This is a genomic window from Thioalkalivibrio sp. ALJ3 (assembly GCF_000377205.1).
In the GTDB taxonomy this organism is placed as follows: domain Bacteria; phylum Pseudomonadota; class Gammaproteobacteria; order Ectothiorhodospirales; family Ectothiorhodospiraceae; genus Thioalkalivibrio.
Genome location: NZ_KB897905.1, coordinates 177,593 through 203,128, shown reverse-complemented (window position 1 = coordinate 203,128; position 25,536 = coordinate 177,593). Strand labels below are relative to the sequence as shown.

25 protein-coding genes are annotated in these 25,536 nt (G+C 66.5%); 11 read left to right on the top strand and 14 right to left on the bottom strand.

The features are described from left to right. Positions 1 to 8: 8 nt before the first annotated feature. A complete protein-coding gene (locus tag C935_RS0100965) occupies positions 9 to 224 on the bottom strand; it encodes a hypothetical protein (RefSeq protein WP_018860649.1) in 216 nt (71 codons plus the stop codon). A 59-nt stretch (positions 225 to 283) separates the two neighbouring features. Next, positions 284 to 1,408, bottom strand: a complete 1,125-nt coding sequence (locus C935_RS0100960; RefSeq protein ID WP_018860648.1) for a hypothetical protein — start codon at positions 1,406 to 1,408, stop codon at positions 284 to 286. A gap of 89 nt (positions 1,409 to 1,497) precedes the next feature. Between C935_RS0100960 and C935_RS0100955 the strand changes: the two genes are divergently transcribed. Genes C935_RS0100955 through C935_RS0100945 form a run of 3 tightly spaced genes read left to right on the top strand, consistent with a single transcriptional unit; the run spans position 1,498 to position 3,174 of the window. Further along, the gene (locus C935_RS0100955) at positions 1,498 to 2,190 is read left to right on the top strand and encodes a hypothetical protein (RefSeq protein ID WP_018860647.1); all 693 of its coding nucleotides are present in this window, start codon (positions 1,498 to 1,500) and stop codon (positions 2,188 to 2,190) included. Beyond that, complete coding sequence (locus C935_RS0100950) at positions 2,183 to 2,689, top strand: YcgN family cysteine cluster protein (protein ID WP_018860646.1); 507 nt, start codon at positions 2,183 to 2,185, stop codon at positions 2,687 to 2,689. The genes C935_RS0100955 and C935_RS0100950 overlap by 8 nt, the downstream gene beginning before the upstream one ends. A gap of 2 nt (positions 2,690 to 2,691) precedes the next feature. Next, complete coding sequence (locus tag C935_RS0100945) at positions 2,692 to 3,174, top strand: gamma-glutamylcyclotransferase (protein ID WP_018860645.1); 483 nt, start codon at positions 2,692 to 2,694, stop codon at positions 3,172 to 3,174. Positions 3,175 to 3,351: 177 nt separating this feature from the next. Here the strand turns inward: C935_RS0100945 and recN are convergent, their stop codons facing one another. Together recN and C935_RS0100935 are read right to left on the bottom strand one after the other, a co-directional pair. Continuing rightward, positions 3,352 to 5,013 carry a DNA repair protein RecN gene (recN, locus tag C935_RS0100940; RefSeq protein ID WP_018860644.1) on the bottom strand — a complete coding sequence of 554 codons (1,662 nt, stop codon included), beginning with the start codon at positions 5,011 to 5,013 and terminating at the stop codon, positions 3,352 to 3,354. 7 nt (positions 5,014 to 5,020) lie between these two features. Then, a complete protein-coding gene (locus tag C935_RS0100935) occupies positions 5,021 to 5,899 on the bottom strand; it encodes an NAD(+) kinase (protein ID WP_018860643.1) in 879 nt (292 codons plus the stop codon). A gap of 112 nt (positions 5,900 to 6,011) precedes the next feature. Here C935_RS0100935 and hrcA point away from each other — a divergent pair, with 112 nt between their 5' ends. The 4 genes from hrcA to dnaJ all read left to right on the top strand — a co-directional run bounded on the left by hrcA (position 6,012) and on the right by dnaJ (position 11,119). Beyond that, a complete protein-coding gene (hrcA, locus tag C935_RS0100930) occupies positions 6,012 to 7,067 on the top strand; it encodes a heat-inducible transcriptional repressor HrcA (protein ID WP_018860642.1) in 1,056 nt (351 codons plus the stop codon). A 126-nt stretch (positions 7,068 to 7,193) separates the two neighbouring features. Continuing rightward, a complete protein-coding gene (gene grpE, locus C935_RS0100925; RefSeq protein ID WP_018860641.1) occupies positions 7,194 to 7,775 on the top strand; it encodes a nucleotide exchange factor GrpE in 582 nt (193 codons plus the stop codon). 121 nt (positions 7,776 to 7,896) lie between these two features. Continuing rightward, positions 7,897 to 9,828: a molecular chaperone DnaK gene (dnaK, locus tag C935_RS0100920; RefSeq protein WP_018860640.1), complete on the top strand. Its 1,932-nt coding sequence runs from the start codon at positions 7,897 to 7,899 to the stop codon at positions 9,826 to 9,828. Between the two features lie 142 nt (positions 9,829 to 9,970). After that, entirely contained in the window at positions 9,971 to 11,119 is a 1,149-nt protein-coding gene (gene dnaJ, locus C935_RS0100915) for a molecular chaperone DnaJ (RefSeq protein WP_018860639.1), read from the top strand. A 6-nt stretch (positions 11,120 to 11,125) separates the two neighbouring features. Here dnaJ and C935_RS0100910 read toward each other — a convergent pair whose 3' ends face one another. The 3 genes from C935_RS0100910 to epmB all read right to left on the bottom strand — a co-directional run bounded on the left by C935_RS0100910 (position 11,126) and on the right by epmB (position 16,211). Beyond that, positions 11,126 to 13,198, bottom strand: a complete 2,073-nt coding sequence (locus C935_RS0100910) for an EAL domain-containing protein (RefSeq protein WP_018860638.1) — start codon at positions 13,196 to 13,198, stop codon at positions 11,126 to 11,128. Next, entirely contained in the window at positions 13,195 to 15,051 is a 1,857-nt protein-coding gene (locus C935_RS0100905) for a PilZ domain-containing protein (RefSeq protein ID WP_018860637.1), read from the bottom strand. The genes C935_RS0100910 and C935_RS0100905 overlap by 4 nt, the downstream gene beginning before the upstream one ends. Before the next feature lie 95 nt (positions 15,052 to 15,146). Next, positions 15,147 to 16,211 carry an EF-P beta-lysylation protein EpmB gene (gene epmB / locus C935_RS0100900; RefSeq protein WP_018860636.1) on the bottom strand — a complete coding sequence of 355 codons (1,065 nt, stop codon included), beginning with the start codon at positions 16,209 to 16,211 and terminating at the stop codon, positions 15,147 to 15,149. Positions 16,212 to 16,272: 61 nt separating this feature from the next. Between epmB and efp the strand changes: the two genes are divergently transcribed. From efp to dacB, 3 genes are all read left to right on the top strand, one after another. Then, a complete protein-coding gene (efp, locus tag C935_RS0100895; RefSeq protein ID WP_012981878.1) occupies positions 16,273 to 16,836 on the top strand; it encodes an elongation factor P in 564 nt (187 codons plus the stop codon). Between the two features lie 19 nt (positions 16,837 to 16,855). After that, positions 16,856 to 17,821, top strand: a complete 966-nt coding sequence (epmA, locus tag C935_RS0100890; RefSeq protein ID WP_018860635.1) for an EF-P lysine aminoacylase EpmA — start codon at positions 16,856 to 16,858, stop codon at positions 17,819 to 17,821. Between the two features lie 119 nt (positions 17,822 to 17,940). Next, a complete protein-coding gene (gene dacB / locus C935_RS0100885) occupies positions 17,941 to 19,407 on the top strand; it encodes a D-alanyl-D-alanine carboxypeptidase/D-alanyl-D-alanine-endopeptidase (RefSeq protein WP_026278568.1) in 1,467 nt (488 codons plus the stop codon). A gap of 291 nt (positions 19,408 to 19,698) precedes the next feature. Here dacB and C935_RS0100880 read toward each other — a convergent pair whose 3' ends face one another. Continuing rightward, entirely contained in the window at positions 19,699 to 20,295 is a 597-nt protein-coding gene (locus tag C935_RS0100880) for a hypothetical protein (RefSeq protein ID WP_018860633.1), read from the bottom strand. 204 nt (positions 20,296 to 20,499) lie between these two features. Between C935_RS0100880 and C935_RS0100875 the strand changes: the two genes are divergently transcribed. After that, positions 20,500 to 20,985 carry a YhcB family protein gene (locus C935_RS0100875; protein WP_018860632.1) on the top strand — a complete coding sequence of 162 codons (486 nt, stop codon included), beginning with the start codon at positions 20,500 to 20,502 and terminating at the stop codon, positions 20,983 to 20,985. A 113-nt stretch (positions 20,986 to 21,098) separates the two neighbouring features. Here C935_RS0100875 and C935_RS0100870 read toward each other — a convergent pair whose 3' ends face one another. The 6 genes from C935_RS0100870 to C935_RS0100845 all read right to left on the bottom strand — a co-directional run bounded on the left by C935_RS0100870 (position 21,099) and on the right by C935_RS0100845 (position 25,517). After that, positions 21,099 to 21,494, bottom strand: coding sequence for a hypothetical protein (locus tag C935_RS0100870; protein ID WP_018860631.1), 396 nt, complete (start codon positions 21,492 to 21,494; stop codon positions 21,099 to 21,101). Positions 21,495 to 21,603: 109 nt separating this feature from the next. Continuing rightward, positions 21,604 to 22,344 carry a glycosyltransferase family 2 protein gene (locus C935_RS0100865; protein WP_018860630.1) on the bottom strand — a complete coding sequence of 247 codons (741 nt, stop codon included), beginning with the start codon at positions 22,342 to 22,344 and terminating at the stop codon, positions 21,604 to 21,606. A gap of 9 nt (positions 22,345 to 22,353) precedes the next feature. Next, positions 22,354 to 23,076: a 3-oxoacyl-ACP reductase FabG gene (fabG, locus tag C935_RS0100860; RefSeq protein WP_018860629.1), complete on the bottom strand. Its 723-nt coding sequence runs from the start codon at positions 23,074 to 23,076 to the stop codon at positions 22,354 to 22,356. Then, a complete protein-coding gene (locus C935_RS0100855; protein ID WP_018860628.1) occupies positions 23,073 to 23,462 on the bottom strand; it encodes a hypothetical protein in 390 nt (129 codons plus the stop codon). The genes fabG and C935_RS0100855 overlap by 4 nt, the downstream gene beginning before the upstream one ends. Before the next feature lie 97 nt (positions 23,463 to 23,559). Beyond that, the gene (locus C935_RS0100850; RefSeq protein WP_018860627.1) at positions 23,560 to 24,336 is read right to left on the bottom strand and encodes a beta-ketoacyl synthase chain length factor; all 777 of its coding nucleotides are present in this window, start codon (positions 24,334 to 24,336) and stop codon (positions 23,560 to 23,562) included. After that, complete coding sequence (locus C935_RS0100845; protein WP_018860626.1) at positions 24,333 to 25,517, bottom strand: beta-ketoacyl-[acyl-carrier-protein] synthase family protein; 1,185 nt, start codon at positions 25,515 to 25,517, stop codon at positions 24,333 to 24,335. Before C935_RS0100845 ends, C935_RS0100850 begins: the two co-directional genes overlap by 4 nt. Between the last annotated feature and the right edge of the window lie 19 nt (positions 25,518 to 25,536).

Here is a 25,536-nt window from a genome sequence, read left to right as displayed (position 1 = left end):
CCGTTGTCTCAGGCGCGCACGTCCAGCAGCGACCCGATCAACCGGTCTTCGGCCTGCAGGGTCTTCACCGAGGCCTCGACCTGGTTCTGGCTCGCAATCATGCCGACCTGTGCGGTCGTGCTTTCGCGCCCGCCGGCCGGCTCGGTGGCCACCGTATGCGCCTGCTCGCGCATGCTGGTGACACCGTTCTGGATGCCCGTCAGGGACGCGCTACCATCGATCATCGAGTGAATCCGTTTAATGAACGTCTTGATAATTATAGATCAATTACTTGGAAGACGCTTCATGTGTTGGCGAGACTGTCGGTCAGGGCATCGCGAACGCTGGAGCGGGCATTGGCCTGGCGCTGCTGCCATTGCGCCAGGTCGTCGCGTCGATCCTGTGCGGTCCGGCTCTCTGCCAGGCGTGCGAGCACCTCGTCGGCCACCTCTTCTGGTGTGCTGCAGCGCGAAACCAGGCCGGTGTGCTCGGCGGCCAGGCGCAGACGGGTGGCGGCGTCCGGCTGAGTCGGGTTCTCCGCCGGTCCACAAATAACGGCACTGCCGTGAGCCAGGGGCAGCCCGAGGTCCGGTGGCGTCTCGCTAGCGGCCAGTGTGCCGCCAGGGAGGGTCACGTGCGCGCAACCGTAGGCCGAGTGCAGGGTGTCGGGATCCTCAATGTAATAGACCCGATTCTTGCGGGGCACAAAGGACGTCATGAAGCGGTTGTGGCGGATGATCGGGAGCGAATACTTGATCGCGTCGCGGTACACCGGCTCGTGGCGCTCGCGGTCCGCGGGCGCCAGCAGCAGGATCGCCGCGGTCTTGCGCAGCACGGCGAACAGTACCGCGAACGCAAAGGCCTCCTCGCCAGGCCCCGTGTTGGGGGCGAGCAGGATGGGGTGCCCCTTCTCGTGGTATTCGCGAAAGCGTTCGCAGAAGTCCGTGTCGGGAGCCGGGGCCGCGGGCAGATCGACGGCACCGGCGATTGGGTCGCCGATTACCCGTGCCCCAGGCGCGTTGCAGGCCTGATCGCGCGCGGCGAAGACCTCGGCCCACTCGATGTCGGTCGAGGCGTCGCCCTCGGCGTTTACCCAGAGGCGGGGCGCGCTGATCGTGGCGAGTGACGAGCCCAGTTCGCCGACCGGGCCGATGACGACCACGGCTCGTGGCTGCAGGCGTGCCAGGCGTTCCAGGGCCAGCTCCGGCGGCAGTGCCACTGCGGGCCGGTCACCACCCGGGTCGGGCAAGCCCCCATCACGTTCGGCATCGGTTACGCCGAGCGTTAGTGGGCCCACGGTGGCGGCCAGGTCGTCGAGCCAGTCGCCGGCGGCCAGCAGGGTCTTTTTCGGGGCCAGCAGGACGATGCGACCGGCACTGCCGGCAGGCACGGAGCGGGCGGTGATCCAGGCGGACAAACGTGAGAACATGGCGTGCTGTCATCCGGTGGTCAGCGGGAGGGCCGGCATTATACGAGAGCCGGCGCGCCGGGGCCGCCCCGCGTCGGAGAGTGCAACGCATGCAGATACGCTGGATCGTGGGACTGATCGCGATGGCCGTGATCATGGCGCTGGCGATGTGGGTCTATTCCAACCCGGGCGGTCAGCGTACCCAGCAGTTCACCGACCTGCCCTGGCAGGTGCAGGTGATCGACGAGCAGCGCACCCGCGTGCTGGGCTTTACGCTGGGTGAATCGACCATGGCCGACCAGATGGGCCGCCTGCCGGTACCGGATATCCGCCTGTTCGTGGACCCGGACGGGAGCCGTTCGGTCGAGGCCTATTACGTGAATGCGCGCATCCCGCCGTTCGAAACGAACCTGGTGCTGCGTCCGGATCTGGACGAGGCCGAGCTTGATCGCATCGAGTCCCAGACGACCTCCGACCGGCCGATGCCCAGCGGGGCATGGCGCTACGGGCTGAGCGACGAGGCGCTCAGTTCGCTGGGCAATGTGCCGATCGTGGAGATGAGCTACATCCCCCGCGCGCGCTGGACCCCCGACGTCCTGGAAGAGCGCTTTGGCGAACCGGCCGAGCGGATGCAGGTCGATTCCGACCACAGCTACTGGCTTTATCCTGATCGCGGCCTGGCCATCATGGTGCCGCGCCGGGGCCGCGTGCTGATGCACTATGTGACCCAGGAGCGCTGGGGCGAGACCATGAATCGCCTGCGCGACGAGGGGCGGCGCATGATCGGCGAGGACCATGAGTGATCCTGCAGACGAGGTCCCGTTCTGGGAACGTCCGCTCGAGACGCTGAACCACGCCGAGTGGGAGGCCCTTTGTGACGGCTGCGGCCGTTGTTGCCTGCACAAGCTGGAAGACGAGGATTCGGGCGATCTTGCCTTTACCTGGCTGGCCTGTGATCTGCTCGACTGCGAGACGGGCGCCTGCTCGGACTACGCGAACCGGCGTTCCTTCGTGCCCGATTGCATCCAGCTCACCCTGCAGGACCTCCCGAGCTACCACTGGCTGCCGCCTACCTGCGCCTATCGGCTGCGCTTCGAGGGCCAGCCACTGCCCACCTGGCACCCGCTGCTCACGGGGGATCCGGAGACGGTCAAGCGCGCGCGCGTCTCCGTGGCCGGCCGGGTCATCCGCGAGTGCGATGCCCCTGATCTCCCTCTGATCGACTACGTGGTCGACTGGCCCGGTCAGGTCCCGGAGTCCGCGCGTCTGTGGCGCCCGGTGGTAAAGCTCCCGCGAGAGTAGCGATGTCGGGCTACGTCGACCTGTTCGTGTACGGGACGCTGAAGCAGGGCTTTGCCAACCACCGCACATTCTGCGCGCGGGCCCTCTGGATTCGTGCGGCCACCATCGCGGGGTCGCTCTATGATCTGCCCGTGGGCTACCCCGCCGTACAGATCCCCGACAGCAGCATTCTGCTGAAGGCCGGGCAGGACCCTGTCCGAGACGCGGGGCGTCAGCGCCGTTTTCGGGGGCTGGCGTCGCCTTTTCCTGAGACGACACAGGAGGTCGTGCATGGCGAGTGGATCCGCCTGCCCGACCCGCGGCGGACCCTGCCACGCGTCGATGCCCTCGAGGGCGTCCGCCCGGACGGCCGCGGCGAGTATCGCCGTGCACTCGTGCCCGCCTGGACCGAGGATGGCCCGGCGGCCCTTTGGGTCTACTGGATGCCGCGTCTGCCGCCCGGCGCGCGCCATCTGGTGGACGGCACCTGGCCAGCGCGGCCCTGAACCGCATGGCCCACTTGTGGTGATCCTGTAGCATCCGCTCCACGGCCCGCGAGGGGTAGGAAGCTGATGAGCGGAGCGAATCGCATCGTTGGGGCTGAAACAGGCTTCACGCCTGGAGTGATGCGATTCGCTGCGCTCATTGCATTCTACGTTTTGCCTTGTGGTCTCCGTGCCGGACTAGCCAGCCGCGGCGAGGAGTTCGCGGGCGTGGGTGCGGGTGGTCTCGGTGAGCTGGGTGCCGCCGATCAGGCGGGCCAGGGCCTCTACGCGGCGCTCGTCGTCGAGCGGCTGGATGGCGGTCCGGGTGCCGTCCTTGCCGTGCGACTTCTGCACCTCCAGCTGCTGGTGGGCCTGGGCGGCGACCTGCGCCAGGTGCGTCACGCACAGGACCTGATGGCGCTCACCCAGGGTGCGCAGCTTGCGCCCGACGACCTCGGCGACCGCGCCGCTGATGCCGCTGTCGACCTCGTCGAAGATCAGCGTGGGCACGGTCTGCTGCTGGCTGGCCAGCACCTGTAGCGCGAGCCCGATACGCGAGAGCTCGCCGCCGGAGGCGACCTTTGCCATCGGCTGGGGGGCGGCGCCGGGGTTCGCGGCGACGCGGAACTCGATGTGATCCACACCGTGCGCTTGTGGCTTGTCGGCGGCCTCGATCGCGATCTCGAAGTGGCCGCCGGCCATGCCCAGCTCCTGCATGGTGTCGGTGACCGCCTGGCCGATGCGGCTGGCGGTCTGCTGGCGGGCCTGGCTCAGCGCCTTGGCGGCCGCATCAAAGGCGGTACGGGTCTCCTGTTCGCGCGCTTCCAGGGCCTCGAGCGTCTGGTCGCCGTTCTCCAGGGCGTCCAGCTCCGTTTGCAGTTCGTCGTGCAGGCTCGGGAGGGCCTCGGGGTCGACGCGGTGCTTGCGCGCCAGGCGCAGATACTCGCCGACGCGCTGGTCCAGCTCGGCCAGGCGCGCCGGGTCCAGTTCGATGCCGTCGGCCAGCCGGCGCAGGGTGTCGTTGGACTCAATGATCTGGATGCGCGCGGATTCCAGCAGCTCCACAGCCGGGTTGACCCGTTCGTCGTGCTGCGCGGCGTCCTGCAGTGCGTGCAGGACATGGCCGATCTGGGCATCGAGTCCGGCGTCGTCCTCGATCTGCTGGCTGGCGGTCTGCAGCGCGGTCAGCACCTCGGTGCCGTGGGCGAGCTGGTTCTGCTCGACCAGCAGTTGCGGATATTCGTCCTGCACCGGGACCAGTTCGGCCAGTTCGGTGGTCTGGAAACGCAGCAGGTCGAGACGGTCGGAGGTGTCCGCCTGGCTTTCGCGGGCCTGCTCCAGCGCCCGGGCGGCCTCGCGCCAGGCTTGATGGGCCTCGCGTACGCGGGATACCCGGTCGCCTTCGAGAAAGCCGTCCAGCCAGTGGCGCTGGGTGTCGCGCTGCAGCAGCTGCTGATGGGCGTGCTGGCCGTGGATGTCCACCAGCCACTCGCCCAGGGTGCGCAGCTGGCCGACCGCAACCGGGCGGCCGTTGATCCAGGCGCGGCTCTTGCCCTGGCGGGTCAGGACCCGCCGCAGCAGCACCGCGTCGTCATCGGGGTCCGCCAGATCCTGTTCGGTCAGCCATGTGCCGGCCGGGCCTGTGTTGGGCAGGGCGAACTCCGCGGACAGGTCGGCCTGCTCGGCGCCCTCGCGCACCATGCCGGCGTCCGCGCGGTCGCCCAGCAGCTGGCCGATCACGTCGATCAGGATGGATTTGCCGGCCCCGGTCTCGCCGGTCAGGGCGCTCAGGCCCGTGTCCAGCTCCAGTTCGAGGTGGTCGATGATCGCAAAGTCGCGGATGCTGATCAGTCGCAGCATGGCGGGATCAGGGCTGCTCGCCCCAGCGCAGCTTGGTGCGCAGCACGCGCAGGAAGTAGTGCTCGCGCGGGTGGATCAGGGTCAGGTTGCGCTCGCGGCGGCGGATGCGCACCAGATCGCCTGGGGCAAAGTCGATGTTCTCCTGGCCATCCAGCGCGATCTGGGCCGGCGACCGGCTCCCGCTGGACAGGCGAATCTCCACCGTGGAACGTCCGCTGACCACCAGCGGGCGGTGGTTCAGGCTGTGCGGGCAGACCGGGACCATGACCATCGCATCCAGCTGCGGGGTCAGGATCGGGCCACCGGCGGACAGGGCGTAGGCAGTGGAGCCGGTGGGGGTGGCCACGACCAGCCCGTCGGCGCGCAGGCGGCCGATGTCCATGCCGTCGATCGCGGTGTCGAATTCGATGATGCGCACCACGCTCAGCACGTGCAGCACCACGTCGTTGAGCGCGATGCCCTCGTGAATGGTGACGCCGTCGCGGATCAGCTCGGCCTCGAGCATCGCGCGCGGTTCCAGCTCATAGGCCCCGTCGAGGACCTCGCCCAGTTCCTCGCAGGCCGTCTCCGGCGAGACGTCCACCAGGAAGCCCAGCCGCCCGAGGTTGATGCCGAGTACCGGGGTCTCGCTGTCCGCGATCTGACGGGCGGTGGCCAGCAGGGTGCCGTCGCCCCCGATCACGATCAGCAGGTCCGCTGCCTCGGCCAGTTCGGTCAGGGGGAGCAGGGTGATGTCGTCCGGGCGATCGAAGCCGGGGATGTCCTGCTCCATGTGGACCTGGCGGCCGCGCGTACGCAGCAATTCCACCAGCCGCGCCACCAGTGGGCCCGTGCGCGAGTCGCTGGTCTTGCCCACCAGCCCGATCGTGTTGAATTCCGGCATCATGGCGGCATTATCCGGAAAAGGGCGGGGGACTGCATCCGCGGTTTCTTGACGTCCCTCGGTGCGGATCGAACACTGGGCATTGTCACTCGCCCACATGGAGCGCTGATCACCGATGGAAAACGCTGCGATCAATCTGGATGCCAGGGCCCGTACCCTGCTGCGGACCCTGATCGAGAGCTATATCCGCGACGGTCAGCCGGTCGGCTCGCGTACCCTCGCGCGCACCTCCGGGCTCAATGTCAGTGCGGCGACGGTGCGCAATGTGATGGCCGATCTTGAGGACCTGGGTCTGATTCAGGCGCCGCACACCTCCGCTGGGCGGATCCCGACCGCGAGCGGCTACCGCCTGTTCGTCGACAGCCTGTTGGAGGTGCGCGAGCCGACGGCCGACGAGATCCGTGCGATCCAGTCGGGTTTCGACCCGAACGCGACCACTCAGGACCTGATGGGGGCGACCTCCAACCTGCTGTCGCAGGTGACGCGCATGGCGGGCATGGTGCGTCTGCCGCGCCACCGCAACGTGGCACTCAGCCAGCTCGAGTTCCTCCGGCTGGGCGAACGTCGGGTGCTGGCGATCCTGGTGATCGACGGCAAGGAGGTGCAGAACCGGGTGCTGGAGCTGGAGCGCGATTTCGATCAGGACGATCTCCAGCGCATGGCCAACTATCTGAACGCGCACTTGGCCGGCAAGAGCCTGCACGCGGTGCGCGATGCCCTGCTGCGCGAGATGCGCGACGTGCGCGAGAACCTCGATGCGATGATGCTGGCGGCCATTGATCTGGGCGAAAAGGCGGTGGCCGGCGAGGATCCGGACGACGTCGTGGTGGCGGGACAGACGCACCTGCTCAGCTACGAGGAACTGGCCGACATCGACCGTCTTCGCCAGCTGCTGGAGGCGTTCAACGAGAAGCGCGAGATCCTCGGCATTCTGGATCAGTGCATCCGCAGCGACCGGGTGCAGATCTTCATCGGTCGCGAGTCCGGCCTCGACTGGTTCGAGAACTGCTCGGTGGTGACCGCCCCGTACAGTGTCGACGGGGAAGTGGTCGGCGTACTCGGGGTTATTGGACCCACTCGCATGTCCTACGATCGCGTGATTCCGATTGTCGATGTGACCGCGCGCCTGCTGGGTTCGGCGCTGGGTGATCCGGCCCACGACACGAAATAGCCGGATGCCCTTGAAATCGGCCCGGATGTCCCCAGAGTTCTGACAGTCAAGACGAATTGAACCGCGTATGCCGCCCCGCAAGGTCCGGTGTGCGTTTTCTTTTTAGCGATTTCTCGTGAGGCAGACATGTCCGACCAGCGCGAACCCCAGGAACAGGAAGAGGCACTCGAGGCCGCAGATTCGGAGGAGATTCAGGAGTCGTCCGGCGAGGATGTCGACGGTGCCGAGGCACGCCTGCAGGAACTTGAGGCCCTGGCCGAGGAGCGTCGCGACCAGGCCCTGCGCGCCCAGGCGGAACTGGAAAACCAGCGCCGGCGTTTCGAGCGCGAACTGGAGAATGCACACAAGTACGCGATGGAAAAGTTCGCTTCCGAGATGCTGGAGGTGAGCGATTCCCTGGAAATGGGCCTGCAGGCCGCCCGCGAGTCCAAGGATGTCGAACGCATCATCGAGGGGGCCGAGCTGACCCTGAAGAACCTGAACAAGGTCTTCGAAAAATTCGGCATCAAGGCCGAGGACCCGACGGGCGAGCGTTTCGATCCGGAACGCCACCAGGCCATGTCCATGCAGGAGGATCCCGAGAGTCCCCCCAATACCGTGGTGGCGACGATGCAGAAGGGTTACCTGCTGCAGGACCGCGTGCTGCGCCCGGCGATGGTGGTGGTCTCCAAGGCGCCGACGTCGCCCAACATCGACGAGAGCGCCTGACCGGCTCGCGGCCCGTTCAGCCCGGGGGCTTGAAAAGGGCGGCCCGGGCCCCAGATTCCCGTACATCCAGGCAGAGAGCAGCCTCTGCAACGAACATTTTTCGCATCAGGAGAATTCAGTCATGGGCAAGATCATCGGTATCGACCTCGGGACCACCAACTCCTGTGTCGCCGTCATGGAAGGCGACCAGGCCAAGGTCATCGAGAACGCGGAAGGTACCCGTACCACCCCGTCCATCGTCGCCTTTTCAGAGGACGGCGAGGTGCTGGTTGGCCAGTCAGCCAAGCGTCAGGCGGTCACCAACCCGCAGAACACCATCTTTGCGGCCAAGCGCCTGATCGGGCGCAAGTTCGACGAAGGCGAGGTCCAGAAGGACATCAAGCTCGTCTCCTACAATATCGTGAAGGCCGACAATGGCGATGCGTGGATCGAGGTGCAGGGCAAGAAGATGGCCCCGCCGGAGATCTCGGCGCGCGTGCTGCAGAAGATGAAGAAGACTGCCGAGGACTACCTGGGCGAGACCGTGACCGAGGCCGTGATTACCGTCCCGGCGTACTTCAACGACTCGCAGCGCCAGGCGACCAAGGACGCCGGCAAGATCGCGGGGCTTGAGGTCAAGCGCATCATCAACGAGCCGACCGCGGCCGCGCTGGCCTATGGCATGGACAAGAAGCGCGGTGATCGCAAGATCGCCGTGTACGACCTGGGTGGCGGTACCTTCGATATCTCCATCATCGAGATCGCCGAGGTCGATGGCGAGCACCAGTTCGAGGTGCTGGCGACCAACGGGGATACCTTCCTGGGTGGCGAGGATTTCGACAACCGCCTGATCGACTATCTGGTCGAGGAGTTCAAGAAGGACCAGGGCATCGACATCAAGGGCGACCCGCTGGCGATGCAGCGCGTGAAGGAGGCCGCCGAGAAGGCCAAGATCGAGCTGTCGTCCAGCCAGCAGACCGAGGTCAACCTGCCGTACATCACGGCCGACAACACCGGGCCGAAGCACCTGGCGCTGAAGATTACCCGCGCCAAGCTGGAGAGCCTGGTCGACGACCTGGTCAAGCGCTCCATCGAGCCGTGCAAGGTTGCGCTGAAGGATGCCGGCCTGTCCGCCTCCGAGGTGGACGACGTGATCCTGGTCGGTGGCCAGACGCGCATGCCCAAGGTGCAGGAAGCGGTGCAGGAGTTCTTCGGCAAGGAGCCGCGCAAGGACGTGAACCCGGACGAGGCTGTCGCGGTCGGTGCCGCGGTACAGGCCGGTGTGCTGGGTGGCGACGTCAAGGACGTGCTGCTGCTGGACGTGACCCCGCTGTCGCTCGGCATCGAGACGATGGGCGGCGTGATGACCAAGCTGATCGAGAAGAACACCACCATCCCGACCCGGGCCAACCAGGTGTTCTCCACGGCCGAGGACAACCAGACGGCCGTGACCGTGCACGTGCTGCAGGGCGAGCGCGACATGGCCAGCGCCAACAAGTCGCTGGGCCGCTTCGACCTGCAGGATATCCCGGCCGCGCCGCGCGGCGTGCCGCAGATCGAGGTCACCTTCGACATCGACTCCAACGGCATCCTGAACGTCTCGGCCAAGGACAAGGCGACCGGCAAGGAGAACAAGATCGTGATCAAGGCCTCCTCCGGTCTGTCCGATGACGAAGTCGAACAGATGGTCAAGGATGCCGAGGCCCACGCCGAGGAAGACAAGAAGTTCCAGCAGCTGGTCGGTGCGCGCAACCAGGCCGACGCCCTGGTGCACTCGGCCGAGAAGTCGCTGAAGGATCTGGGCGATCAGGTCTCCGACGAGGAGCGCTCCGCGATCGAATCGGCCGTCGCCGAGGTCAAGCAGGCCATGGAGGGTGATGACGCCGAGGCCATCGAGCAGGCGACGCAGAAGCTGGCCGAGGCCTCCGGCAAGCTGGCCGAGAAGGCCTATTCCCAGAACGCGGATGCCGCGGGCGAGGCCGGGGCCGAGCAGGCCGATAGCGGCCAGCAGGGTGACGATGTCGTGGATGCCGAGTTCGAGGAAGTCGACGACGACCAGAAAAAGCAGGGCTGATGCCACACCCGGTGGGGCCTTGTGTCCCACCGCCAGGGAGGCCCGCGCGTTTCCCTGTCGTTTTAACGCCGCGCCCGGGGTACCCTCCGGGCGTTTGCGTGAAGGCACTCCGCGTTCACGCGAACATTCGGGCTAGCTGGGAATGACCATGTCACAACGCGACTACTACGAGGTGCTGGGCGTCTCCAAGGACGCCTCGGCCGCCGACATCAAGAAGGCCTTTCGCCGTCTGGCGATGAAGTACCACCCCGACCGCAATCCGGGGGACGAGGAGGCCGAGGCCAAGTTCAAGGAGGCGCGGGCCGCCTATGACGTCCTGAGCGACGACCAGAAGCGGGCCGCCTACGACCGCTACGGCCATGCCGGCGTCGATGGCGGGGCCGGGGGCTTTGGTGGTGCCGGGGCCTCCAACTTCTCGGATATCTTCGAGGACATCTTCGGCGACATTTTCGGGGGAGGCGGTGGCCGCGCACGCGGTTCGCGCGCATTCCGCGGCTCCGACCTGCAGTACAACCTGGACCTCACCCTCGAGGAGGCCGTGTTCGGCACCGAGGTCAAGATCCGCATTCCGACCACCGTATCCTGCCAGGCTTGTGACGGCTCGGGTGCCGAACCGGGGACCTCTCCGGAAACCTGCCCCACCTGTAACGGCGTGGGTCAGGTGCGTATCCAGCAGGGCTTTTTCTCGGTGCAGCAGACCTGCCCGCGTTGCGAGGGCTCGGGCAAGATCGTCGCCAACCCCTGCAAGGCCTGTAACGGCAATGGCCGGGTGCAGGAGCAGAACACGCTGGACGTGAAGATCCCCGCCGGGGTCGATAGCGGCGACCGCATCCGCCTGGCCGGCCAGGGCGAGGCCGGGATCAACGGCGGCCCGCCGGGTGATCTCTACGTGCAGGTGCGGGTCAAGCCGCACAAGCTGTTCCGTCGCGACGGATCGGACCTGCACATTGACGTGCCGATCTCGTTTGCCATCGCGGCACTCGGCGGCGAGCTGGAGGTCCCGTGCCTGGATGGCCGGGTGAAGTTGAAGGTGCCGGCCGAGACCCAGACCGGCAAGCAATTCCGCGTTGGCGGCAAGGGCGTGCAGTCGGTGCACGGGGGTGGTGTCGGCGATCTGATCTGCCGGGTGACCGTGGAGACCCCGATCAACCTGACCAAGGAGCAAAAGGCGCTGCTGCGCCAGTTCGAGGAATCGACCCAGGCGGGCGGCACCAAGCACAGCCCGCAAGCGCACTCCTGGCTGGATGGCGTGAAGGGCTTTTTCGAGGACCTGAACTTCTGGTCAAAGTAGGCGGGGTCAGGACGCCTCAAAGTCGAACGTTGGCTTGGCCAGGGGCGACTGGATGAAGTACCCCTGCACCAGATTCACGTTCAGTCCGTAGAGCACGGCGAGCACGCCGGCGTCCTCGACGTGCGGCACAATTACCTGTTTGCCCTTGGCGTGTGCTGCGTCGACGTACTCGCGGATTGCGTCCTGGTTTTCCTCGTTCTCCGCCAGCCCCTCGACGAACGAGGGATCCAGCTTGATGTGGTCGGCCTCCAGGTGCTGCAGCAACTGGAACGGGTTCAGGCCGTTGCCGAAGTCGTCGATGCACAGGTGGCTGTGCATCTCGGCGAGACCGCGCGATACGTTCATCGCCGGCTTCAGGTTGGTGACCACGGTGGGTTCCTTGAGCTCGACCACGACATTGTCGGCCGGGATGCGCAGGGCGCGGAGGTCGTCGTTGAGCCAGTTGACCACTGTCGGGTCTTCGAGTGAGCCGGTGCCCAGCTTGAGGAAGAACTGAGTGTCGGACTCGGTCTTCAGGCATTCGGCGAGTTCGGCCAGTGCGGTCTTGACGATCCATCGGTCCACTGCAGGGGCCATCCCCGACCGTTCGGCCGCGGGCAGGAACGCCGGTGCCTCGTGCAGGTGGCCGTCGGCATCGCGCAGGCGCACGAACACCGAATATCGCGGCCGGTCGTTGCCGTGCAGGTGTACGATCGGCTGGAAGCGCAGTTCCAGGCGATCGTGGTCCAGGGCATCCTGGATGCGCAGCTTCCACTGCTGGTCGGCCTGGCCCTGGGTCATCTCGCCTTCGGCCGGGTGGTAGAAGCGATGAACTCCGCCGCCCGCTTCGATTGCCTCTTCCAGTGCCCGGTGGGCCTGGCTGAGCAGATCCTCGGTGCTGGGTGCGCTTTCGTCGGCGATCACCACGCCAGCCGAGAGGGTGCAGTTGGTCGAGGACTGGTTGAGTTCGAACACATGCCCGGTAACGGCCTGCATCAGGCCGTGGGTGCGTTCCTCGATCTCCTGGCGTCGGGTTTCCGGTGCCAGTACTGCGAAATGCTCTCCTTCCAGGCGTGCGGCAATCGCGGGCTCGGGAAAGTGATCCTCGATCAGCTTGCCCATATCCGCCAGCAGCAGATCGGCGGCCGACATGCCGACCTTGGCGCGGGTATCCGCGAACCGGTCGACCGCCAGGGTCAGCAGGGCGAAGGGCTTCTCCGTCTCCTCGGCTCGGGCCTGCGCGTTCTCGATCATGGCCAGGAAATGCTGGCGGTTGTACAGGCCGGTGACCAGGTCTCGCTGCGAGAGAAAGTCGATCTTCTCGGCCAGTTCGGGGTCGTCCTGGCTGGCCTCCAGTTGGAGCTGGGTGCAGACCTCGCCCTCCACGGTCGCCGCGGACAGCCGCAGGTCCGCTTCGAACGGCAGCCCCTCGATGCTTTGCAAGCGAAAGTGGGCACGGGCGGTATCCCCCTCCTCGCCATTCTGAAAGCGGCGCAGGAGCGCTTTCATTTCGCCCCGGTCGTCGGTCGTGACAAGATCCATCAACGGCAGCCCGTCGACTTCGTCCGGGTCGTCGATGCCGAAGCGCTCGCGCCAAGAGGCGTTGGCATACAGGTGCATGCCTTCATGGACATAGGCGATTGCGTCGCGCGAGTTGTCGAGCAGCAATTGGCAGCGGCGTTCGGATTCATGCAGCGAGGCCTCCAGGCGCTGAACACGCTGGCGCAGGCGCCGCTGCTCGGCCGCGCGGATGGCCATCAGGCTCGCCAGATCCACCTGTTCGTGGTCCACGACCGCGAAACACCCGCCCTCGTAGTCCAGGAGACGCTCGGCCTCCGGGCGCTCGGTCAGCAGAACCAGCGGGATGCGGCGGCCGCTGTCACGCAGGGCGTTCTCGACGTCCTCACGCGAGAGTTCCAGCGATCGCTCGATCAGGACCAGCACGTCGTGTCGGGTGTTCTCCAGCGCGGTGATCAGGGCGTCCTGGGTTTCAACCTGCTCGGGGCGTACCGCGCTGCCGCGCGTACGAATGCTGCTGATGACTTGCTCGGCGAGGTTCGGGTTCGCCGTGACGAAGAGGATGCGGATGGTTTCGCTCATGCGGGTCCATTATTGCGTTCACGCGGTGTGAGCGACAGCCCGCCTTGGGCCGGATCAGTCACCGCTTCGTTGGCTTCCATGTCATTGGGCGGCCGTCTCCCCAGCGTCAGATCGGTCATCCGGCAGCCAGCCTCGGTAAACAGTGTCGTACCCGTGCGTTCGTTGTCCAGTTCCAGCACGCGCGGGCGCCCGGCCAGCCAGCATACGATACGGTTTTCGTGATCGAACACCTGGGCGGGCATGAACAGCGCTGCCCCACGGCGATCGCTGCGGGTCGATGCGAACAGGCCCGGGTGTACCCGGCCGGCTGCGCGGCGGTTACGGTAGTCCTGCAATTGCACGGGAAGGCCGCGTTCGGCCAGAAACTCCACCCCGATGCTGATCTCGATCTCGCTGTCGTAACGGATCCAGCGCAGGACCCCGATGGTCCAGTCGTGACCGTCGAGGTGGCGCAGGGCAACCAGGTCGCCAATCAGCAGCGGCTGGCGTGGTTGAGCCAGCCGCAGACGCACTCCGCCCGCCCCGATGTCGTCCACTGTCCAGTGCTCTGGTGGATGCCGTTTGACGATCGGTGCACGGCGCTCGTTCTGGCGTGCGCTTTCGAGTCCGCGGCTGACATTCTCCCAGGCCGCGGCGGCCGGATCGGGCGGTTCGGTCGTCAGCGGCTTCAGTTCGGGCTGTGGCCGTTCCGGTCCGGAGCCATCCACCAGGGCGAAGTCGGATCCTTGTTCCGCCGCGGTCGACAGGTGGTAGACCCCCACGCGATCGGTATCGCGAGGGACTTGGTTGGAGGGTGGAGGCGCTGCGGTGCCGGGTGTGCCGCGCCTGCGCTGCTCCAGTTCCTCGAACAGACAATGGTGAATACGGTCCAGCCCCAGCAGACACAACCGGTGCTGCCCCTCGGTCGTTTCGCGCGAATGCTGGCGGGTGGGTAGTTGCGACCACAGTCGCAGCAGGCGTTCGGTCAGGCTGCGTTCGTCAGTGTGCCGATGTGGTTCCAGCAGGCCGGGGGTCTCGCGCAACTGATCCAGTGCTGGACCGACCCCAACACAGCAGTCGGCATGCAGGCGGGCATGTTCGCGCAGTGTCAGGCCAGGCGGATGGTTGCTGTCGAGCGCGGCGCACAGAACCGGGAGGTCGGGCCTCCGGGTCGCGGACAGCCCATCGGCACAGGAGAGGGATATGCGGTCCAGCCAGCGCGCCAGCAGGTCTACCTCGCCTACTTCCAGCGCGTTGGGGGCGCTCCCGCCCAGCATCATCAATCGTGCCGCGAGTGTCTCGACTGGGGCCATGGACAGGGGGCCGTAGCGGGAATCGCTTTGAGGGGGGCTTTGGGTGAGTCCCCGCTCGCGTGCCCATGACAGGATCGCGTAAGTGCGCCGCCAGAAGTCGTCCGGGAGTGGTTGATACAGGCGCCAGTGGTGCACGGCGAGGGAGGCGTTCAAGGCCATGGCGGCTTGCAACGCCTGTGCACTGCGTTCCTTCTGCCCTTCGTGTTCGCGCGCGATCAGCAGCCAGGCGGTGAGCAGGCTGTCCAGCGCCTCGGTCTGTTCGCGTGCGCGTTTCAGGCTGCGTGGCCCAAGCGGGAGTGTGCGCTGAGAGAGGGATCTCCCGGTACGCTGCAGCAATGGCAGGAGGGGTTCCTCCAGCAGGGTGATCAGCGAGAAGCGGACGCCGGGTTCCAGCGCAAGGCCGTTCAGCTCCCTTAGCGCCTGGCGCAAGTGGGAAAAGGCCGACTCCGGGTCTGCCGACGGGAGCGCCCGGCACCACTGGCGCAGGCTGCGTGGCTGGCGGTGCGGAAAGCTCTCGGGTCCGGCGGTGCGGGTTGGCAGTTTGGGCAGGACGTCGTTCATGGCTGGGGTCTGGGGATCGCACCGTCGGTGGCCGGGCATTCGCTCACTGTAGCACCTTCCAGGGGGGGCGCTGATCAACTGGAGTGCTTTCGGTTTCACATCTTGGTCCACCATGGCGTTTTGCCGGGTTCCCCCGGGATCTCGCGGACCAGACGCGGTACCAAATAGCCGGGCAACCGGGCATGCATGGCCTGGTGCAACTCCAGCGCACGCCGTTCCGGGACCTCGAAATGAGCGGTCCCCCGCGTACGATCGAGCAGGTGGAGATAATAGGGCAGGATCCCGTGGCGAAAGCCGGCCTCCTGGAGTTCGCAGAGGGTGTCGGGATCATCGTTGATCCCGGCCAGCAGAACCGCCTGGTTCAGCAGTGCAATGCCGCACTCGCGCAGACGCGCGAGGGCCGGGGCGGCCGGCTCGGCAAATTCTCGTGGGTGGTTGGCATGCAGGACCAGCACATGATGCAGGCGTCCGTTGCCCAGCCAGTCCAGCAGCTGGTCATCCACCCGCTCCGGCAGGACGACCGGCAGCCGCGTGTGGATGCGCAGGCGCTCGAGGTGGGGAATGGCCTCCAGGCGTTGAGCCAGGTCGGCGAGGCGGCGATCCGACAGCGACAGCGGGTCGCCACCGCTCAGGATAACCTCGCGGATCGATGCATCGGCCTTGATGTAGGCGAGAGCCGGCGACCAGTCCTGTTGCGATGCGTTGTGTTCGCTATACGGAAACTCGCGGCGGAAACAGTAGCGACAGTGCACTGCGCAGGCCCCGGTCGTCAGCAGCAGAACACGACCGTGGTATTTGTGCACGAGGCCAGGTGCGGCCAGGGCGTCGTGGTCGCCCACCGGATCCGCCACGAATCCCGGATGCTCCTCGGTTTCCCGATTCTGCGGCAGGACCTGGAGTAAAAGGGGGTCGTGTGGATCCCGCTTGCGCATGCGCGCGAGGTAGCTTCTCGGGACACGCACGCGAAACAGGGCATGGCCGGCGTGCAGACCGGGCAGGCGGTCCGGCTCCAGCTCCAGTTCGCGGGCCAGGGTTTCCGGGTCACGGATCGCGCTGGCGAGGGCTTGCTGCCAGGCGGGGGTGAGGCGCTCCGCCGGGTTCCGCTGGATCGGCTGGGTTCCCCGCGGCGTGCGCGTTATCATGACGGGCTTTGTGGACATGGCGGGCTCGTTTGTGGGCGGTCGTGTCCGCGCCACGCAATCGCTTGAGGACTGACGCGCAATGGCAACCTACAGTACCAACGAATTCAAGGCCGGTCTCAAACTCCTGCTGGATGGCGACCCGCAGGCCATCGTCGAGAACGAATTCGTCAAGCCGGGCAAGGGCCAGGCCTTCAACCGCGTCAAGCTGCGCAACCTGCGCACGGGGCGGGTGCTGGAAAAGACCTTCAAGTCCGGGGAGTCGGTCGAGGCGGCCGATGTCATGGATACCGAGATGCAGTATCTCTACAACGATGGCGAGTTCTGGCATTTCATGGTGCCGGATACCTTTGAACAGTACGCGGTCGGCGAGGCGGCGCTGGGTGGCTGCGGTCAGTGGCTGAAGGAACAGGATGTCTGCACCGTAACCCTGTGGAACGGCGAGCCGCTGTCGGTGGTGCCCCCGGCCTTCGTCGAGATGAAGATTACCCAGTGCGACCCGGGCGTACGCGGTGATACCGCCCAGGGCGGTACCAAGCCCGCAACGCTGGAGAGCGGTGCTGTGGTCAAGGTCCCGCTGTTCGTCGAGGAAGGGGAGACGGTCAAGGTCGATACCCGCTCCGGCGAGTACGTCTCGCGCGTCTGATCGTCGCGGGAGGCCGGGCATGACCGACTGGCGACCGGGCGCCGCGGCGGCCCGGGAGGCGCGCGCGCGGTTGCTGGCGGGCCTGCGCGGGTTTTTTGCTGCACGCAATGTGCTCGAGGTGGAAACCCCGATCCTGAGCCACGGGGCGCCGCTGGACCCGATGGTCGAGAGCTGGACCGCGACCAGCCCGGACGGTGCCAGCGGCTACCTGCAGACCTCGCCGGAATACCCGATGAAGCGTCTGCTTGCCGATGGCGCGCCTGACATCTACCAGATTGCCCGCGTCTTTCGGGGCGGCGAATCCGGGCCCCGTCACAATCCGGAGTTTACGCTGCTGGAGTGGTATCGCCACGGGATGGACCACCGCCGCCTGGCGCGCGAGGTGGTGGCGCTGATCATGAGCCAGGCGGCCCTGGACGCGAGCTGGAGACGCCCGACCCGCTTGCGCGAGATCTCTTACCAGGCGTTGTTCCAGCAGTATCTGGGAGTGGATCCTCTGGTGGCCGATGCCGACGAGCTGCAGGCTGTCGCGGTGCAGCATGGGATGGAGATTCAGGGGGTGCTGGATCGGGACGCCTGGCTGGATCTCCTGATCAGCCTGGTGATTGCGCCGGGGTTTCCCGGCGCCCGGCTCACGGTGGTGTTTGACTATCCCGAGAGCCAGGCGGTGCTGGCGCGCCCTTGTCAGCATGACGTCCGGCTCGCGGCGCGCTTCGAGGTGTACTGGGGTGCGCTGGAGCTGGCCAATGGTTACCACGAATTGAGCGACCCCGGCCAGTTTCACGAGCGGCGCGAGCGTGACCAGGCCCTGCGTCGCCAGCGAGGCCAGACGCTGCCCCAGCCGGATGCCCATCTGGAGGCCGCGCTGGAGTCGGGTCTACCGGAATGTGCCGGTGTCGCGCTGGGGGTGGATCGCCTGCTGATGCAGCTATTGGGCGCGGAGCGTATCGAGCAGGTCATCGACTTTCCGTTCGAACGCGCCTGAGACGATCTCGAGGTTGCCTGGCCTGCCCGGGTTTGTGTTCGTTTGGGGCTTGCCAGTCTTCCCATGGCGGGTGACTATTGTCGTGTCGATACGGTGTCCGCTGCGGGGTGGTGGCTTCGATGCGCATGAGTCTTTTCTGGGGTTCCCGACGGTGGCTCCGCCGGACTTCGTTTTTCTGGATCCTGTGTTTGACTCTGTTGCTGGTCGGCTCGCCGGCCCAGGCGCAGTTCGAACACCTGCCATCGCCCCTGCAGCGGGCCATTCAGGCTCAAGGTCTGTCTCCCGCCTCGGTGGGCCTCTGGGTGCAGCGTGTCCCGGACGGCGCCGTTCTCGCCCGGCTCAACGCAGACACCCCCTTTAACCCGGCCTCGACGGTCAAGCTGGCCACTTCGCTGGCGGCCCTGCACGAGTTGGGGCCGAACTACACATGGACAACCGAGATCTGGGCCACCCGCCCTGTTCAGGACGGTGTGCTGCGCGGCGACCTGGTGATCCGCGGGACGGGCGACCCGGGCATGGTGAGCGAGGAATACTGGAGCATGATCGGCGAGTTGCGCCGTACCGGGCTCAAGCGCATCGAGGGCGATGTGATCCTGGATGCCAGCCACTTCCAGCTCCCGAATGGGGACCCTGGAGACTTCAACCGCCAGCCACTGCGGGCGTACAACCAGCTGCCGTATGCCCTGCATGTGAATTCCAATGCCCAGCGCTTCCATGTGCGTCCCGAACGCCGCGGCAACGGCATCGATGTGGTGGTCGATCCACCCCTGCCCGGGCTCGAGGTCGTCAACCGCCTGCAACCGACGCGCGGTGGTTGCGGCGAGTGGCAAAGGGGGATCCGGTTCAATGTCGATCAGGACGCCCAGCGGGTGACCTTCTCCGGACAGTATCCAGTGAATTGCGGCAACTACGAGATGCTGCGTTCGGTGCTCACTCCGGAGGCCAATCATGCCGAGATGTTCCGCATGGCTTGGGATCAGTGGGGGGGTGAATTGGCGGGTACGGTGCGTACGGGTGTGCTGCCCGTGCTGCACGATGAGCCGATTGTGCGCCACCGTTCGCGGCCCCTGTCGGATCTGATCCGGGTCTCCAACAAGTGGAGCTCGAACGTGATGAGCGATCACCTGCTGCTCACCCTGGGGGCGCGCAAGAAGGGCCCGCCCGCAACGATGGAGAAGGGGCGCGAGGCCCTGGTCAATTCGCTGCGCGACATGGGCGTGGATGTCGGCGGCATGGTGGTCGACAACGGCTCGGGTCTCAGTCGCGATGCCCGCATGACCGCGCGCCAACTCGGCGAGATCCTTGAGGCGGGCTGGAAGCACCCACACCGTCCCGAGTTCCAATCCTCCCTGGCGCTGTCAGGACTGGATGGAACCCTGCGTAACCGCTTCCGAAATGGTGATTTGCGCGGACAGATGCACCTGAAAACCGGCCACATCAACGAGGTCTCGGCGGTGGCGGGATATGTCCGCACCTCCAGCGGCGACGACGTGATCGTCGCGGTGATGGTGAACGGCTCACGGGCGCACATTGGGCATGGGCGGAACCTCCAGGACGCCGTCCTGGAATGGGTGCACGGCCTCTAGGGAGACGCTGATTTAATTGCACGTCCGCGTTGGTGCCCCCTGTTTTCCGAGACAAGGCGCGTCGTGTAGCGGGTAGTGGTTCTACCCGCCCGTTGTTGATCAAAAACGGGCGCGGGAACGGCGTTGCGGCTCCTTTGTGCAGAATGACTGCACGGCAGTCACCGCGCCTTGTTCGCACGCAAAAGCGACTCGAGCGCGGACGCGCGATTAAATCAGCGTCTCCCTAGCACAAGGTTGCCCGCAGGCCGTTTGAGGGCAGCTTCGTGCCATGCCACAGGCCGGGGATCTGGATCAAGGGACCTCGACCCGCCAGTTCGACAGTATCGGTTTCCTCGAAACCTCGACATCCAGGCTCTCCAGCCACTGCGCGACCACGCGGTTCGAGTTGTGTCGCAGCGTGTAGGCATCCGGGTGACCAACGAAACTCATGCCCCAGGTGTCCGAGTCGACGCGCTCGTCGGCACCGTCCTCCCATATCGCCTCCAGTTTTTCGACCAGAGCGCGTGCTCGCGTGGCCGGGACCTCGATGTGGTGGATGTCCTCCAGCGGAACCCGCAGTCCGCCCCGCACGGCTGCGTTCAGGTTGACACCCTCGAGCTCCTGGCGGCCCAGTGCAGCCGGGGTCGAAGCAAACACGGCTGCGAGCATCGCACCGGGTCCCGTCTCGCGTTCCACGTAGAACGACCAGTCGCCATAGGAATAGCGCAACCAGTGCCCGGGTGGATCGCTGGGGATGACCAGGCTCGAATGGCGGCCATGGTCCAGCACGGCCACGATGACCGGATCCTCGGGGGCGGCCGGGGCCTTGAGCGTGGTGGGGGCGCAGCCGGACAGGAGCCCGGCCAGGCCGATAATGAGGATCGGGAGTGTCCAGCCCGCGGTCTTCATCCGGCTCATCGTTCAGCGTCCTTCGGATGCGTCGATCGACGGTTTCGGCAGTTGATCGAACATGTACCCCTCGCCAGGTTGGGTGGGTTCCGTTGACGTAGTTCGCGTCGAAGGAGATTAGCACGGCAGCGGCGGGGGGCAGCGAGTGCGTTCACCGTAGTCGTGCGGCACAATGGCCTTCGTGTTTCCTCGTGGAAGGTGACAGTGGAAGATCAGACGGCAGTCGGGCTGTGGACGGCCCTTGGGATTCTGGCGATCGTGGTGGCTGGCCTGGTGGGTTTCTGGGTGGGCCGTGTGACCAGCGATGAGCGCAAACTCATACGCGAGCTGGAGGAGGAACTGGATCGGCGCATGCAGGAACTGACGCGCTATCGGGGTCAGGTCAACGACCACTTCGATCGGACGGCCACCCTGTTCGCGACGATGGCGGGCTCGTATCGCGACCTCTATCACCACCTCGCGCAGAGTGCGGGGGAGCTGGCGGACAAGCCCACGCGGGATCGCCTGGAGGATCGCGCGGGACGCCTGTTGTCGAACGTGCCGAATCGCGACTATGGCGATGGCGAAGGCCGCGACCATCGTGAACGTGACTCGGAGCCGGAGGGTGAGGGGCCCGACCGGCGCTATGAGAGCGACTACCGTGAATCCTCCGACACCGACAGCCGGGCGTCGCGCCCACGTGACGACTAGACAGAGGACGGGATGGGAGGCGTTGCGTCTGCTACCGGGTGTTTCGGATGGGCGGATTGATCAAAGGCCGGGCATGAGCCCGGCCTTTTGGGTTTCCCTGGGGAGGGTGGGGGTCAGAGGGCCGAGACTTCCGCGCGGATCTGGTTGTCCAGGTTCTGCACCCAGTTGTTGTAGTTGGGGTGAATGCGACCATCCTCGTAGTTGAGGTTCGAGCTATCCTTGTAGCGGATGCTGTACTCCCCATCCCGGTAGGGAATCTCGACCACCGCGACGTGGTCGCGCAGCGCCAGTCGGCCTTCCAGCAGACCGGGGTCGGCCTCGCTCATCTCCCATCCGAGTGCCGCGCCGGCGTTGCGGATGGCCTGTTGCATCTGCTCCGCGCTCGGGCGCTCGCCGTGCACGTCGGTCACCGTGGTGTCGCTGACGTCTTGCACCGGGGCGGTGCCGCGGCAGCCTGCCAGCAGGAGCACGCCAGCCACGAAAAGGACCAGCAGGAGTCTTGTCGACATAGTGTCGTCCTTGATGATGAATGATCACTTCGCAGTGTAGGCAGCGTGGCTGCGAATTGCCACGCCTGTCCCGAGAAAAAGATTTAAGAATCCGACTGTTCCGTGACTTTCAGGGCCGGCGAAGCAGCCCCAGATGCCGCAGCAGGCCGAGTGGGTGCAAACCGCGTGCAAGCAGGCGCAGGGCGACCATCCGGATAATGCGCAGGGTGTCCGTGGCGGCCCGGAAATGGCTTGCGCGGTGCTGATCCGGATAGATGCAGCGTACGGGAACCAGGGTGACCGGGAACCCCAGGCGCTCGGCCTCGATCAGGGCCTCGCTCTCGAATACAAAGCTGCGGCGCTCGTCATGGGGCAACGTGAGCCGTCGCAGTAGCGATGCCGGATACAGGCGAAAGCCGGACTGCGAATCGTGCAGAGGTTGTCCCGAGGCCCAGCCAATCCAGAAGTCGGCGGTCCGGTTGCCGAACAGACGCAGAGGGGGCGTGGCTTCCCGCCCCTTGAGCCGCGCCCCGATTACCAGATGGTCGGGGTGGGTGCGCCAGGCGGCGATCAGGTTCGGTATCTCCGAGGCATCGTGCTGGCCATCCGCATCCAACGTGACCACGGCATCCGCCCCCTGTTCCAGGGCGTGCTGCATACCAGTCCACAGCGCGTTCGCCTTGCCGCGGTTTCGCGCTAAACGCAGGACCTCCACGACCCCGGGTTCGGATGGGACCCGGTCGGCGGTGTCATCCCGCGAGCCATCGTCGACCACGATCACCCGGTCGACGTGGGGACGAGTAGCCGCGACCACGGTGGCGATCGTGGGTGCCTCGTTATGGGCCGGTATCAGGGCGTGGACGACCGCCATCGGCTCGACTCAGGCCAGTGCGCCATTGATACCGATCACCTGCCCGGAGACATAGCCGGCCTGTTCGGAGGCCAGATAGGCCACCAGTCCGGCGACCTCTTCGGGACGTCCGGCGCGCTGCACGGGCACCATGCGCTTGATCGTTTCGGCGTCGAAGCTGGATTCGCTCATCGAAGTTTCGATGATTCCCGGGGCCACCGCATTGGCCGTGATGCCGCGTGACCCGACTTCCTGCGCCAGCGAGCGGATGGCACCGTGCAGTCCCGACTTGGCCGCGGCGTAATTGGCCTGGCCACGGTTGCCGACCACGCCGGCCACGGAGGAGATCGCAATCACACGTCCCCAGCGGGTGGTGATCATGGGCAGCAGTAGCGGCTGCACCACGTTGTAGAACCCGTTGAGCGCGACATCGATCGGCCGGGCCCATTGCTCGGGGCTCATGCCGGCCAGGGGGGCATCGTCGTGCACGCCCGCGTTGTGCACCAGGACCTGCACGGGCTGTGCGGCTGCGACGGGTTCCAGCTGCGCGCGTGCGGCATCGGCATCGGTAATATCGAAGACCAGGACATCGGCCTGCCCCCCGTCGGAGCGGATCTGATCGGCCAGCTCCCGGGCGGGCTCGGGGTTGCGGTGTGCGTGCAGCAGTACCTCGCAGCCGGTACTGGCGAGCGCCCGCGCGATGGCCTGTCCGATGGCGCCGCTGGCGCCGGTGATCAGTGCGCGATGGCTCATGCCGGGCTGTCCTCCGGTTGCAGGATCACGGTCGCCCGCGCGGACAGGACGGGCTCGCCGTCGGCCGACACCTCGAGATCATAGATGGAGCTGTTGCGATCCGACATCACGCTGCGGGCCGTGATGTCGAGATCCGCGCTCAGGTCGTCCAGCAGAGCGCGGTGTACGCGCAGGTTGCGTACCGCGGCCAGGAAGCCGGCCTTTGGTGGCCCGGTGTCGGCCAGCAGGGCGCCATGCACGGCCATCGCCTGGGCGCCGTACTCGAGCGCCGCCAGGGCCGGGAGCCCGGTTGCGTTACGCAGGGGGTTGTCGGGGGCGCGGTGGCCGGTGGCGCGGCAACGGATCGCCTGCTCGTCCCATTCGAGCACGGACTCCAGCAGACACATCGCGCCTGCATGCGGCAGATCGCCTCGTGGTTCAGTTGGGGAGTGGCGGCCTTCATGTGGGATCGTCCTGATCCGTTGTTAAGGAAGAATGCGGAGATCAAGGCGTGACGCGAATCTCCAGCGATCGTCCCAGCGGCGCGGCAAGCGTAACATGGCCACCTTCGCCGCGCGCGAGCACCTCCAGCAGGGGCAGGGCACGGGCGGCTGGGTTGGTGCCGCGCAGGGCCTCCAGCGCGTCCTGGCGGCAGGGGGTGGGATCGCCACTTTCTCCCAGGGCCATTTCGAGCGTGGGGCGCCCGTCACCCGCGGGGGCCAGTAGCAGGCCGACGGCAAAGGGCTCGGTGATGGGCCGTACACGCCGGAACGTGGCCATGGAGGCGACATCGTAGGCGGCCAGCAGGACTTTGCCACCGTCAGCCTGCAGTAGTGTGGCGGCCTCCAGCAGCCCCGCCACCAGCGTCGCATCGAAGCCGGAGAGGGCCGTTGCCGGAGCCGGATTCCCCGTCGCGATCGACCAGTTGCCGGCCGGCGCGTTATGTACCGAGTTGTGGAACTGCATCGGCGAGACCATGGGTTCCGGCTGCGTCAGGGCATCGCAGATGCGGTCGATGATGTCCATGTCCCCGGAGGACGAGGCGAACACCGAGCGCAACTGGCTGCGATCGCAATCGGCCGTAGCCTCCTCCGCGACCTTCAGCGCCAGCCGAATCGTGTCCGTGGTGCGGCGGCGTTCATTGGCCGGCAGCAGGCTGGTCGGAGGGATCTTCGCGGGTGCCCGTACATAGGCCTCGTGCCCGGCGAGAACGGGGCGTGCCGAAGCGAAATCGTCGAATCCGGGGCCCAGAAGGCCCACGGCCGCAATGTCGACCTTCATGCGGCCTCCAGCAGCAGGCTGCAGTTGTTGCCACCAAAGCCGAATGCGTTTACGAGTACATGGCGGATGTCGCGCTCCTCGGCGGTCATGCGGGCGTCCAGTTGCAGTTCCGGGTCTGGCTGGTCCAGTCCCGCCGTGGCGGGTACGAAGCCCCGCTCCAGGCTTGCCAGCGCCTGAGCGACCCCGACCGCGCCGGCCGCGCCGAGGGTGTGGCCGGTCAGGCCCTTGGTGCCGGTGGCGCGACTGTCCGCGCCGAACAGGTGTACCAGGGCGCGCGCCTCGGAGCGATCGTTGGCCGGGGTCGCGGTGGCATGCATGAGTACGTAGTCGATCCCCTCCGCGGGCAGTCGGGCACGCTGGAGGGCCTGCTCCATGGCCCGTGCCGCGCCGAGCCCTTCCGGATGCGGCGCGGACATGTGGTGAGCATCGCTGGATTCGCCGTAGCCGATCAGTCTGGGGCCCGCCGCGCCGCTGTCGGCCTTCTCCAGCAGGAAGAAACCGGCGGCCTCGCCGATGGAAATCCCTGCGCGCTCGGCGTGTAGCGGCCGACAGGGGCCCGGTGCGACGAGCTGCAGCGCATTGAATCCATGCAGGGTCATCCCGCAGAGGCTGTCGACCCCGCCGACCACGGCGGCGTCGCAAAGCCCCGCCGCAATAAAGCGTTCCGCATCAGCGAAGACCTTGGCGCTGGACGAACAGGCCGTGGAGGTCACCATTGCCGGCCCCCGCAGTTCGAGCCGAGTGGCGACGAAATCGGCCAGCGAGAACATGTTCTGCGTGTGCTGATAGTCGTAGTCCGGCGGCAGCTCCCCGGTAGCCGGGTCGCGGCGGTGGTAGGCCTGCTCCGTCGCCGCGATGCCCGAGGTGCTGGTGCCCATGAGGATTGCGATGCGTCCGGCACCGTAGCGCGCCCGGGCGGCCTCGACTGCCTGGATAAAGCCGTCCTGACGCAGCCCCAGTTCGGCCAGTTGGTGGTTGCGGCACTGGAACGGGGCGAGCCGATCCTTCAGCGCGATGCCTTCGACGCCTGCCACGCGCCCGATGTGGGTGTCCAGACGCACGGATTCCAGGTCGCAGGCGCGCAGCCCGCTGTTCCCTTTGCGCAGTGCATCGGCATTGGCCTGGCGGCCGGTTCCGGTGGCGGAGGTCAGGGTGTGGGCGGAGATTACCAGTGGGTTCATTCGGCGGGCTGCGATTGGC

Bases quoted from the DNA above. Each gene is read 5' to 3' on its own strand.
- C935_RS0100965 (WP_018860649.1), bottom strand. From the start codon at position 224: ATGATCGATGGTAGCGCGTCCCTGACGGGCATCCAGAACGGTGTCACC.
- C935_RS0100960 (WP_018860648.1), bottom strand. From the start codon at position 1,408: ATGTTCTCACGTTTGTCCGCCTGGATCACCGCCCGCTCCGTGCCTGCC.
- C935_RS0100955 (WP_018860647.1), top strand. From the start codon at position 1,498: ATGCAGATACGCTGGATCGTGGGACTGATCGCGATGGCCGTGATCATG.
- C935_RS0100950 (WP_018860646.1), top strand. From the start codon at position 2,183: ATGAGTGATCCTGCAGACGAGGTCCCGTTCTGGGAACGTCCGCTCGAG.
- C935_RS0100945 (WP_018860645.1), top strand. From the start codon at position 2,692: ATGTCGGGCTACGTCGACCTGTTCGTGTACGGGACGCTGAAGCAGGGC.
- recN (WP_018860644.1), bottom strand. From the start codon at position 5,013: ATGCTGCGACTGATCAGCATCCGCGACTTTGCGATCATCGACCACCTC.
- C935_RS0100935 (WP_018860643.1), bottom strand. From the start codon at position 5,899: ATGATGCCGGAATTCAACACGATCGGGCTGGTGGGCAAGACCAGCGAC.
- hrcA (WP_018860642.1), top strand. From the start codon at position 6,012: ATGGAAAACGCTGCGATCAATCTGGATGCCAGGGCCCGTACCCTGCTG.
- grpE (WP_018860641.1), top strand. From the start codon at position 7,194: ATGTCCGACCAGCGCGAACCCCAGGAACAGGAAGAGGCACTCGAGGCC.
- dnaK (WP_018860640.1), top strand. From the start codon at position 7,897: ATGGGCAAGATCATCGGTATCGACCTCGGGACCACCAACTCCTGTGTC.
- dnaJ (WP_018860639.1), top strand. From the start codon at position 9,971: ATGACCATGTCACAACGCGACTACTACGAGGTGCTGGGCGTCTCCAAG.
- C935_RS0100910 (WP_018860638.1), bottom strand. From the start codon at position 13,198: ATGAGCGAAACCATCCGCATCCTCTTCGTCACGGCGAACCCGAACCTC.
- C935_RS0100905 (WP_018860637.1), bottom strand. From the start codon at position 15,051: ATGAACGACGTCCTGCCCAAACTGCCAACCCGCACCGCCGGACCCGAG.
- epmB (WP_018860636.1), bottom strand. From the start codon at position 16,211: ATGTCCACAAAGCCCGTCATGATAACGCGCACGCCGCGGGGAACCCAG.
- efp (WP_012981878.1), top strand. From the start codon at position 16,273: ATGGCAACCTACAGTACCAACGAATTCAAGGCCGGTCTCAAACTCCTG.
- epmA (WP_018860635.1), top strand. From the start codon at position 16,856: ATGACCGACTGGCGACCGGGCGCCGCGGCGGCCCGGGAGGCGCGCGCG.
- dacB (WP_026278568.1), top strand. From the start codon at position 17,941: ATGCGCATGAGTCTTTTCTGGGGTTCCCGACGGTGGCTCCGCCGGACT.
- C935_RS0100880 (WP_018860633.1), bottom strand. From the start codon at position 20,295: ATGAAGACCGCGGGCTGGACACTCCCGATCCTCATTATCGGCCTGGCC.
- C935_RS0100870 (WP_018860631.1), bottom strand. From the start codon at position 21,494: ATGTCGACAAGACTCCTGCTGGTCCTTTTCGTGGCTGGCGTGCTCCTG.
- C935_RS0100865 (WP_018860630.1), bottom strand. From the start codon at position 22,344: ATGGCGGTCGTCCACGCCCTGATACCGGCCCATAACGAGGCACCCACG.
- fabG (WP_018860629.1), bottom strand. From the start codon at position 23,076: ATGAGCCATCGCGCACTGATCACCGGCGCCAGCGGCGCCATCGGACAG.
- C935_RS0100855 (WP_018860628.1), bottom strand. From the start codon at position 23,462: ATGTGTCTGCTGGAGTCCGTGCTCGAATGGGACGAGCAGGCGATCCGT.
- C935_RS0100850 (WP_018860627.1), bottom strand. From the start codon at position 24,336: ATGAAGGTCGACATTGCGGCCGTGGGCCTTCTGGGCCCCGGATTCGAC.
- C935_RS0100845 (WP_018860626.1), bottom strand. From the start codon at position 25,517: ATGAACCCACTGGTAATCTCCGCCCACACCCTGACCTCCGCCACCGGA.